This is a genomic window from Parafannyhessea sp. (genome assembly GCF_051876455.1).
Classification (GTDB): domain Bacteria; phylum Actinomycetota; class Coriobacteriia; order Coriobacteriales; family Atopobiaceae; genus Parafannyhessea.
In genome coordinates this window covers 1-10,426 of sequence record NZ_JBJEHW010000156.1, presented here as the reverse complement: position 1 = coordinate 10,426, position 10,426 = coordinate 1, and the positions used below count along the sequence as shown (strand labels likewise).

Annotated in this window: 7 protein-coding genes and 1 pseudogene; 6 read left to right on the top strand and 2 right to left on the bottom strand. The window is 67.4% G+C overall.

Features of this window, described 5'->3' with window-relative positions; translation table 11 throughout:
- A pseudogene (locus ACI38Z_RS06795) lies at positions 1–570 on the top strand (phospho-sugar mutase); the annotation flags it as partial.
- A 223-nt stretch (positions 571–793) separates the two neighbouring features.
- On the opposite strand, the gene ACI38Z_RS06790 reads toward ACI38Z_RS06795, so the two are convergent.
- Complete coding sequence (locus tag ACI38Z_RS06790) at positions 794–1,912, bottom strand: hypothetical protein (protein WP_439789433.1); 1,119 nt, start codon at positions 1,910–1,912, stop codon at positions 794–796.
- A 333-nt stretch (positions 1,913–2,245) separates the two neighbouring features.
- On the opposite strand from ACI38Z_RS06790, the gene ACI38Z_RS06785 reads away from it, so the two are divergent.
- On the top strand, positions 2,246–2,683 hold the full coding sequence (locus ACI38Z_RS06785) for an arginine repressor (RefSeq protein WP_439789432.1): 438 nt from the start codon (positions 2,246–2,248) through the stop codon (positions 2,681–2,683).
- Positions 2,684–2,837: 154 nt separating this feature from the next.
- On the opposite strand, the gene ACI38Z_RS06780 is transcribed toward ACI38Z_RS06785, so the two are convergent.
- Positions 2,838–5,009 (bottom strand): transglycosylase domain-containing protein, encoded by a 2,172-nt coding sequence (locus tag ACI38Z_RS06780; protein ID WP_439789431.1) that lies wholly within the window; start codon positions 5,007–5,009, stop codon positions 2,838–2,840.
- A gap of 319 nt (positions 5,010–5,328) precedes the next feature.
- Between ACI38Z_RS06780 and tyrS the strand changes: the two genes are divergently transcribed.
- The 4 genes from tyrS to lgt all read left to right on the top strand — a co-directional run.
- Entirely contained in the window at positions 5,329–6,546 is a 1,218-nt protein-coding gene (gene tyrS / locus ACI38Z_RS06775) for a tyrosine--tRNA ligase (RefSeq protein ID WP_439789430.1), read from the top strand.
- Between the two features lie 5 nt (positions 6,547–6,551).
- Entirely contained in the window at positions 6,552–9,125 is a 2,574-nt protein-coding gene (locus tag ACI38Z_RS06770) for a DUF3656 domain-containing U32 family peptidase (RefSeq protein WP_439789429.1), read from the top strand.
- A 195-nt stretch (positions 9,126–9,320) separates the two neighbouring features.
- The gene (locus ACI38Z_RS06765; protein ID WP_439789428.1) at positions 9,321–9,626 is read left to right on the top strand and encodes a NifU family protein; all 306 of its coding nucleotides are present in this window, start codon (positions 9,321–9,323) and stop codon (positions 9,624–9,626) included.
- A gap of 128 nt (positions 9,627–9,754) precedes the next feature.
- The coding region (gene lgt, locus ACI38Z_RS06760; RefSeq protein WP_439789427.1) for a prolipoprotein diacylglyceryl transferase at positions 9,755–10,426 on the top strand (672 nt) is incomplete at its 3' end.

The following is a 10,426-nucleotide window of genomic DNA, read 5'->3' as shown; positions in this document are numbered from 1 at the left end:
GACCAGCTCAAGGCCGAGGGCGAGGAGGACCGCTTCCTCATGGGCTTCGAGGAGTCCTACGGCTACCTGGTGGGCACGCACGCCCGCGACAAGGACGCCATCGTCGCGACCGAGATGTGCGTCGAGATGGCGGCCTACTACGCCGAGCGCGGCATGGACCTCTACGAGGCCATGGAGGAGCTGTACAAGAAGTACGGCTACTACCTCAACGGCACCGTCAACTCCATGTTCCCCGGCGAGTCCGGCGCCAAGCGCATGGCACAGATCATGGACGGCCTGCGCAAGGATTCCCTCAAGGAGGTCGCGGGCTACAAGGTCACCGGCGTGACCGACTTCGCCACCGCGCCCGAAATGCCGCGCGTCTCCGGCCTGCAGAAGGAGGCACCGCAGAACCTGCCCGCCGCCAACGTGATCGAGTACCGCCTCGAGGGCGACAACAAGGTCATCTTCCGTCCGTCCGGCACCGAGCCCAAGGTCAAGGCGTACCTGTTCGCCAAGGGCGCCACGCGCGCCGACGCCGAGGCCATCCGCGCCAAGCTGCAGGAGGCCGCGGAGAACATCCTGAAGTAGCGGCCGGGAGCACGGCCGACGCCTCCACTCACGCGGGCGAGAAGAACACGCTCGGGGTCCGGTCCCATACGGGGCCGGACCCCTTTTTCGTCGCGGCGGGGGAGAGGGACGCGACGCCGTCGTCGGGACTGCGTCCCAAGCCGCGGCAAGCAAAGCCCCCGGGCACCGGCTGGCTTGGCCGTTGCCCGGGGGCTGCTGTCACGAGGCCGTTCTTCTCGCCTGGCTACGAGCTCGTGGACGTGAGCGCGTACATGTCGGACGCGTTGGCCGCGATGGTGCCCGCCGCCCACGTGTGCGTGCTTGCGGACGTGCTGTCAGGGTCGTACATGCTCACGGAGCCGTCGCTGTTGGAGCTCATCACAAGGGCCCAGTGCGCGTAAGGCGTGGTGAAGCCGGCCTTGAGCTCGACGATCGCGACGCCGCCGTTGCCCAGCACGAGCGTGATGTTGTTCGCGGAGGCCGTGTACTGGTTGACGGTGAGGCCGATCTTCTTGCCGACCTCGGTAAAGAACTTCGCCGTCGTGCCCGTCTGCTTGTCCGTGTACTTTCCGCTGGTCGCGAGCTTGGCGAGCACGCTCGGCGTCTGGTCGTTCTTGCCCGTGAGCCCCATGTACGCCATGGAGAGCGACGTGGGCCCGGAGCCCGTCACGCCCATGACGCTGCCGGCGTAGCTCACGTAGCCCCAGCGGGTGTCCCAGTCGTACAGCAGGGGATAGGAGCCCTTCTCGGTACCGTCGCTGTAGGCCTTGGCGGTCGACTTGGCGGAAAGCGCGCCCTTGACGAAGGAGATCGCCGTCGGCTCGCGCATGGCCAGCTCCACCAGCCGCGAGTCGGAGTACTCGTTGGCGTGCGCCGCGATCCAGTCGAGCCCGTCGGCCTGGTCGAGCGAGGTCTTGAGCTTCTTGGTGAGCGCCTCGGACGTGCCGGCCTCCACGCGCTTGTCGACGGAGTTGACGGCCTTCTTGCTCGTGGTCGTCGCCTGCGTGGAGGCGGACTTGCTGGAGCAGCCCCTCACGCAGCTGCTGATGCCAAAGATCAGCAGGATCAGGATGACGACCCCGCCCACCAGGAAGGCGAGCTCGCGGTTGCTGATGCCAAAGCGCCCGAGGATGCCGCTGCGCCGACGCCCCCGGCCCATGCCGTTGTGGACGTTGAGGCCCGCGTCGTGCCCGCTGATGGTGCGGTAGTTCCGGTTGCTGCGGTAGGGAGAGCGGCTCTCGCGCCGGCGCGGCTCGCTCAGGTGCGCCCTGCTCGACTGGTATTCCCGCGAGGTGCGGGCGTCCTGCGGTGCATAACCGCGTCCCGACGAGCCGTGGGAGCGGTTGCTGTTGCTGTACGGCATGTCTTGCCCCTCTTGATGCATTAAGATGCGACGAATGCGACATAGCTGCTGCCTGTGACCCATCTTATTGCACATGTCTAGTGCTGGATACCCAAAAATGGGGAGTGGATGTGCATAGCGTCCTCGGCGGGCAAAATGCGTTTGCGGTGGCCATTGGCGCGATTAGTAAAAGTGCCCGTGAGACGCCGTTTGAAAAATATTCCTGCCACTCGCGTGCCGATTATTCATCTATGTTGACTTTTATCTAATATTAATTTAACTTGATACACGATATCGAAAACGAGCCTGCCCAAAGGCAGACTAGGTGCCTACGTACACGTGGAGGCCAGGCGTATGGTAAAGAGACGCAACAACAGGCAGGACGCCATCAGGGACATCGTCCGCGGCAAGTCGATCCGCACCCAGCGCGCCCTCGTCGACGAGCTTCAGGCCATCGGCTTCAACTGCACGCAGGCGACGGTCTCGCGCGACATCGCGGACATGGGCCTGCGCAAGCTGTCGGAGGGCATCTACGTGCTGGCGGAGGACCTCCACCTGCAGCGCATGGTGTCCGAGTTCGTCCTGAGCGTCGACCGCGCGGACAACCTCGTGATCATCAAGTCGCAGCCCGGCACGGCGCCGGGCGTGGCGGCCGCCGTCGACGCGGCGTCCCTGCCCGAGGTCAAGGGCTCCGTCGCCGGCAACGACACGGTGCTCGTGGTCTCCGGCTGCGCCGAGGCCGCCCAGGACCTGGTGAACCTCGTCAACAAGCTGCGCGACGCCAAGAAGTAGCTCCATCGCATGGGCGCGGCGGGGGAGTGTCGGCCCGGCGCGCCATCGAGCCAGTCTCACGTACCATTGCAAACAAGGACGCGGGCGAGAAGGTCGTTCTTCTCGCCCGCGTCCCTTTTGTCATGCGGTGGCGTATATGCCGTAGCGGCCCGCGCTACTGGCCGCCGCCCGTCGTGTCGGTGGTCGTGGTGGTGTCCGCGCCCTCGCCGCCGGTCCCGCCGGTGCCCGTGCCACCCGTCGCGGTGGTGCCCGTCGTGCCGGTGTCGGTCGTCGTGTCGCCGGTCCCGCCGTAGTTGTTCGTCGAGTTCGTGGTGGTCGTCGTGGTCGTCGTGTTGGTGTAGCCGGTGGAGGTGCCCGTCGACTTGTAGCTCGTGTACGACTTGGAGGACGAGCTGGCGGTCGCCTTGAACTTCCACGTGCTGTTGGCCTTGTACGTCACGGTCTCGTTGCTGGTCGGGAACTCCTTGCGGGCCTGGCCGGCCAGGGCGGAGTTGATGAAGTCCACGAAGATGGGTACGGACGTGGTGGCCGGGTGGGCCGTGGCGCCGTTCACGTAGACCGTGGCCTCGTCGGTGTAGCCGCACCAGACCGCGACGGAGAGCTGCGGGGTGATGCCGCAGAACCAGAGGTCGCGCGCGTCCTCGGTCGTGCCGGTCTTGCCGGCGACCGGCTGGTCCACCTTGAGCGTGCTCGACACGACGCTCGCGGTGCCGCCCGTGGAGACGACGCCCTTCATCACGTCGATGGCGGCGTCGGCCACGGCGGTGGAGAAGACCTGCTTGGCGCTGTCCTTGTGCTTGTAGACCACGTTGCCGTTGCGGTCCTCGATCTTGGTGATCGCCACGGAGTCGCGGTGCTTGCCGCCGGAGGCCACGGTCGCGTAGCCCTCGGCCATCTGGACAACGGGGATGCCCACGGTGCCGAGCGTGATGGAGTCGTACGCGGGGATGTCCACGTCGACGCCCATGGCCTTGGCCATGGCGGCCACCTTGCTCGCGCCGACGGCCTGGATCACCTGGACGAAGCCCGTGTTGGAGGACACGGCGAACGCCTTGGCGAGCGTGATGGTGCCGTAGTCCGTGTGGTTGAAGTTGGAGACGCTCCACGTGGGCGAGGCCTGCAGCGGCGAGTTGCAGTTGATGTATATCTGCGGGTTCATGCCCTCGTTAAGCGCCGTGCAGAGCGTGTACGTCTTGAAGCTGGAGCCTGGCTGGCGCTCTGCCTGCGTGGCAAGGTTGTACTTGTTCGTGTTGTAGTCGCGGCCGCCCACCATGGCCTTGATGTAGCCGGTGCTGGGGTCGATGGCCACGAGCGCGGACTGCAGCTTGTCGTTGTTGAAGCTCTCGAGGTTCTTCTTGACGGAGTCCTCGGCCGCCGCCTGGATGCTCGGGTCGATCGTGGTGTAGACCTTGAGGCCACCCTGGAGGATCGTGTCGGAGTCGAAGTCCTTCTCGAGCAGGGTCTTGACGTAGTCCGTGAAGTACGGGTACTTGCCCGTGTTGTCCGTGAGCGTGCCGGGGTTGGTGACGAGGTCCTCCTTCTTGGCGGCCTCGCACTGCTTCTTGGTGATGTCGCCGGCCGCGTACATGCGGTCGAGCACGATGTTGCGGCGCTTCTTGGCGGCGGTGGGGTTCTTGATGGGGTCGTACACGGAGGGCGACTGCGGCAGGCCGCAGATGGTCGCGGCCTCGGCCAGCGTGAGGTCCTTGGCGTGCTTGTTGAAGTACGTGATGGATGCGGCCTCGATGCCGTAAGCGCTGTGGCCGAAGTAGATCGTGTTGAGGTACATGTTGAGGATCTGCTTCTTGGTGTACATCTTCTCCATCTGGATGGCGATGTACGCCTCGCGCACCTTGCGCTTGATCGTCATGTCGAACTGCTCTTTGGACAGGACGGTGTTCCTGACCAGCTGCTGCGTGATGGTGGAGGCGCCCTCGGAGCCGCCGCCCAGCTGCACCGCGATGGCGCGCAGGATGCCCTGCGGGTCCACGCCGTGGTGCTGGTAGAAGCGGACGTCCTCCGTGTCCACGATGGCCTCGAGCGCGTACTTGGAGATCGCGCTGTTCTTGACGCTGCGGCGGTTCTGCAGGTAGTACTCCGCGATGGTCGAGCCGTCGGAGGCGTAGACCGTCGTGGGCTCCGCCACCAGGTACGCGTCGGCCGAGGTGTAGTCGGGCAGGTCCTTGAGCCAGTTGCTCACCACCGTGCCCAGCGACGCGAAGAGCGCCAGCGTCAGGAGCGCGACAAAGCCAAAGAAGCCCGCGATGCCAAAGCCCACCGCATGGGTGCTCGCATGCTTGTGCGCCCTGCGTGTGCGAATGCTCATATACCCCTCCCGGGAAATCGGTGCAGACAGAATAATTATAAGAGAGTCGCCCCAGATTGGCTTTAAGGCTGGAATCTAGGCGAGAAGAACAAACTCCAAGGTGCGGCCCGTGCGGGATGCGGCCCGGGTGGGCTGGCACGCATGGTACGCGCGGGCGGGGACATATATTGGTGCGATTCGTCTGGCCCCACCATCCCGCCAAACACGGGGACCAAGGTGCGCTATCCTTAACGCATCTGTCTCAGCACCGACGCGCGGTCCTTCTCGGCCGCCGTAGAGGGCGCTGCCGATCGGGCCCGCGGCCCAAGGAGGATTCAAGTTGCTACCCGTTGACGAACAGCTCAAGGTCATTCTTTCCGGCACCATGCAGGTGGTGCCCCTGGACGAGCTCAAGAAGAAGCTCGAGAAGGGCACGCCCCTCAACATCAAGCTGGGCGTGGACCCCACGAGCCCCGACCTGCACCTGGGCCACGCGGTGCCGCTGCGCAAGATGCGCCAGTTCCAGGACCTGGGCCACAACGTGACGCTCATCATCGGCAACGGCACGGCGCTCATCGGCGACCCGTCCGGCCGCGACAGCACCCGCCCGCCCCTCACGGAGGAGCAGGTCGAGGCCAACGCCCAGACCTACGTTGCCCAGGCCATGAAGATCTTGGACCCCGAGCGCACGAAGGTCGTGCACAACGGCGACTGGATCAAGCCGATGACGCTCGACAAGATGCTGGGCCTCATGAGCAAGTTCAACGTGGCCCGCATCCTGGAGCGCGAGGACTTCCACAACCGCTACACCAACGGCCAGTCCATCGCCCTGCACGAGTTCATCTACCCGGTGCTGCAGGCGTACGACTCCGTGATGGTGAAGGCCGACCTCGAGATGGGCGGAAACGACCAGATCTTCAACCTGCTCGCGGGCCGCGACCTCATGCGCGACATGGGGATGGAGCCCCAGGTGGCGCTGACCATGCCGCTGCTGGAGGGCCTCGACGGCCACAAGAAGATGTCCAAGAGCTACCACAACTACGTGGGCCTCACGGACGAGCCGGCGGACATGTACGGCAAGCTCATGTCCATCGCGGACGAGATGGTGCCGCGCTACTTCCGCCTGTGCTCCACGCTGCCCGTGGACGAGGTCGACAAGATCGACGCCGCCTTTGCGGACGGCACGGCCGACCCGTACAAGCTCAAGCGCGAGCTCGCCCGCAACATCGTGGACCTGTACCACGGCGAGGGCGAGGGCCAGAAGGCTGAGGCCGCGTTTGACGCGCAGTTCAAGAAGAACCAGGTGCCCGACGACATCAAGGAGTTCCCGATCTCGCTGGTGCAGCCCAACGACGAGGGCAAGGTCTACCTGGCCAAGCTCCTGGCTGACGTCGAGATCGCGAAGTCCGCGGGCGAGGGTCGTCGCCTGATCGACGGCGGTGGCGTCAAGATCGACGGCAAGGCAGTCCCCGCCAAGAGCTACAACGTGGATCCCGTGCTCTTCTCGCCCGGCTGCGTCCTGCAGTCCGGCAAGCGCCACTGGGCGAGGCTGGTGTAGGCCCGTTGGCGTTTAGGGACACGCACGACGTCCCGGAGCTCCTGGCGCCCGCCGGGGGCCCGGGACCCTTCAGGGCGGCGCTCGCCGCCGGGGCCGACGCGATCTTCTGCGGCCTGGGAAGCGACTTCAACGCCCGTCGCGGCGCGGACAACTTCACGTACCAGACGTTTGCCGAGGCGTGCCGCGAGGCGCACCTGGCCGGCGCGCGCGTGTACGTGACGCAGAACGTTGTCATCAAGACCGGCGAGATGCCCAAGGCGCTGGCGCTGGTGCGCAAGGCCTGGCTGCTGGGCGCGGACGGCTTCATCATCCAGGACTGGGGCCTGCTCGCGGAGGTGCGCAGGTTCTGGCCGCAGATCGAGTGCCACATATCCACGCAGGCCAACGTGCACGACGCGCGCGCCGTGCGCTGGTGCGGCGAGCTGGGCGCGGAGCGCGTGACGCTCTCGCGCGAGCTGAGCGTGGCGGAGATTGCGACCATCGCGCGCGAGGGCGTGGAGCTCGAGGGCTTTGGCCACGGGGCGCTGTGCTTCTGCTACTCCGGCGTGTGCATGCTGAGCTCGCTCAGCGGTGTCAGGAGCGCGAACCGCGGCCTGTGCGCGCAGCCATGCCGTCTGCCGTACGACCTGGTGGACGAGAAGGGCAACGTCGTGGGCGGCGCCGCGGGCGTGCGGCCGCTGTGTCCCAAGGACTTCTGCACCATTGACGACCTGCGCCGACTGCGCGACGCTGGTCTGGGCTCGCTCAAGGTCGAGGGCCGCATGAAGGCCCCGGACTACGTGTACTCCGTCATATCCGCCTACCGCGCGCGGCTGGACGACCTGGCCGCGGGCCGCGAGCCCTCCGACGCGGACGAGGCTGCGCGCCACCGCACGCTGCGGCGCGCCTTCAACCGCGACTTCACCAACAGCTACCTGGACGGCCGCTCGGACAGCGACATGATGAGCTACGACCGCTCCAACAACCGCGGCGAGCTGGTGGGCACCGTGGTGGCCAGCCGCGACCTGGGCAGCGCCAAGGTCCGCCGCGGCGGCGGCAGGGGAGGGCGCGACCGCTTCCGCACCGTCACGATGGCGGAGGTGGACGTGCGCCTGGACGCCCCCGTGGGTGCGGGCGACCTGCTGGAGGTGCGTCCCACGGACGACCCCTCGCAGTTCCTCACGTCCCACGCGCGCGAGGACGCCCGCCCCGGCAGCGTGATCACGCTCGACTGCGCGCGCCCGATGGCGCCTGGCTGCCCGGTGCGCGTGATTCGCTCCAAGGCCGCGATGGACGTGGCGGAGCGCGCGGCCAAGGGCGACCTGCGCCGCCGCCTTCCCGTGAGGGTGACGGTCGAGGCGCGCCTGGGCCAGCCGTTCGCCGTGACGTTGACGACCGCCGTGCCGATGCCCGGCGGCGAGGTGACCGCGCGTGCGGAGGGCTTTGTGGTGGAGCCCGCCCGGACCAAGGCCGTGACCAGGGAGGACCTTGCCGAGCATGTGGGCCGCATGGGCACGAGCCCCTTTGAGCCAGCCTCGATTGAGGTCACGCTCGACGAGGGCGTGGGCATGTCCTTCTCGGCCGTGCACAAGGTCCGCGCGCAGGCGTGCGACCTCCTTGAGCAGGCGATCCTCGAGCCGACGGGCGAGAAGGCCCGCGGCCTTGGCTTGGCGCGCGTGCCGGATGCGGCGGCGCTCGCGGGTGCGCTGGACGAGGCGCGCTCGCGCGTGCGCGCCGGACTGGCGCGGGAGGCCGCGGCCGGACGCACGGACGTGACTGCTCCGGAGGGCGAGGTGTGCGCCCTGGTGCCGACGCCCGAGGTGGCCGCCGCCGCGCTCGCGGCCGGTGCCACGAGGCTGTACGCCACGCCGGAGGCGCTCGACGTCGCAGCCGCTGCCGGCACGGCGTGGCCGGGCGGGCGCGAGCCCATCGCATGGTTGGACGAGGTCTGCCGCGAGATCGATCACGACCGCCTGGACCCGCGCGTGGAGGCCGGCAAGCCGTGCGGCGTGGGCAACGTGTCAGAGCTGGTGCTCGCGCGCGAGCGCGGCGCGCTTGCCGAGGTCAGGCCCTGCATCCCGGTGCACAACCCCAGCTGCCTCGCGGCGCTGGAGGAGGCTGGCGCCTGCGGCGTGTGGCTGTCCCCGGAGCTCACGCTCGAGGAGGCCTGCGAGCTGGCGGCCAGTGCCGACGTGCCCGTTGGCCTGGTGGTGAGCGGTCGCACACGCGCCATGACCAGCGAGCACTGCGTGCTCCAGGTGGCCGACCGCTGCATCCACGACTGCGCCCGCTGCGCGCTGCGCCGCCGCCGGCTGTCGCTCCGCCAGCGTGACGGGTCGCTGCTGCCCGTGCGCACGGACCTCACCGGCCGCAGCCACATATATGCCGCGCGTCCGCTGGACGCCACGCCGCAGGTGTCCGAGCTCCTGCACGCCGGTATCTCGCGCTTCATGGTCGACTGCACGCTCATGACCCCCGCGGAGGCATCAGCCCAGGTCAAGAGGGCCGTTGCCGCGCTTGCCGCCGCACGGGCCGGTCGTACGCCTGCGCCGCGCGCGAAGGGCGCAACGTCCGGCCACCTGTTCCAGGGCGTGGAGTAGCGCTAGCGCCGCGGGCCGCGTCCGTGGTGCGGCTCCCGCCGCGTGGCCCTGGCGCCACGCCCGCGCGAAAAGACTTTGTGCAGGGATGGTATTCCCGCGCCACAATGGGTAGACTTGTCATCAATTGCAAGTAGCGTGGTGGGAATTAAACTGCCGGCAGGCGCCGGCCCGCCGCGGCAGGAAGGGAAGTGCCAGATGGCAGAGAACACTGACGAGAAGAACACCCAGGCGGGCGCCGACGCCGCCCCGGAGCAGGAGCAGAAGGGCCCCAACCGCGAGCTGCTGGAGGCCACGATCGACGTGATCCGCCAGAGCCTGCAGGCCGACGGTGGCGACGTCGTGCTCGTGAACTGCACCGACGACGGCGTCGTCACGCTCGAGATGCAGGGTGCCTGCGCGGGCTGCCCGCTCTCGACCTACGACATGAGCGAGGGCATCGAGCGCATCCTGAAGGAGCACGTGCCCGGCGTCACCAAGGTCGAGCCCGCGATGGCGTGGTAGTCCTTCTCGCCCAAGGGCCCTTGGCCCTGGCCAAAGGCATATGCTAGACAGGAACGTTTTGTGTGGCGCGACCCTGGCGCGAGGCACTGGGGCCGCGCGCTTGTGGAAGTGGCCAGAAGGAAGATCGCATGTGGCTTAACGAGCTGTATCACCACCTCAACCCGATCGCGCTGCAGATCGGGCCCCTCGCCATCCGCTGGTACGGGCTCGCGTACTTCTTTGGGCTGCTGCTTGCGGCCGTGGTGATCCACCGCGTGGCGCGGCACTGGGACATCGAGCTTTCCGTGGACGACCTCACGACCGTGATGGTGGGCATCGCGTTTGGCCTCATCCTGGGCGCGCGCCTCTTTTACGTGGTGTTCTACGGCGACGGCTACTACCTTGCGCACCCCATCAAGATCCTGGCCTTTAACGAGGGCGGCATGAGCTTCCACGGCGGCCTGGTGGGCGCGATCGTGGGCGGCTCGCTCACCTGCAGGAAGCTGGGGATCTCCGTCCTCACCATGTGCGACCTTGCTGCGATCGGCGCGCCCATCGGCCTCTTCTTTGGCCGCTGCGCCAACTTTGTGAACGGCGAGCTGTGGGGCAAGCCCACCAACCTGCCGTGGGGCGTCATGTTTGACAAGACGGGCGGCGGCGCCGTGTACCGTCACCCGTCGCAGCTGTACGAGGCCCTGCTCGAGGGCGTCGTGCTGTTTATCATCCTGTTCGCGCTGTCGCGCAAGAACAACCCGCCGCGTCCGCAGGGCACGTTCATCGGCACGTTCCTGGCGTGCTACGGCGTGTTCCGCTTCCTGATC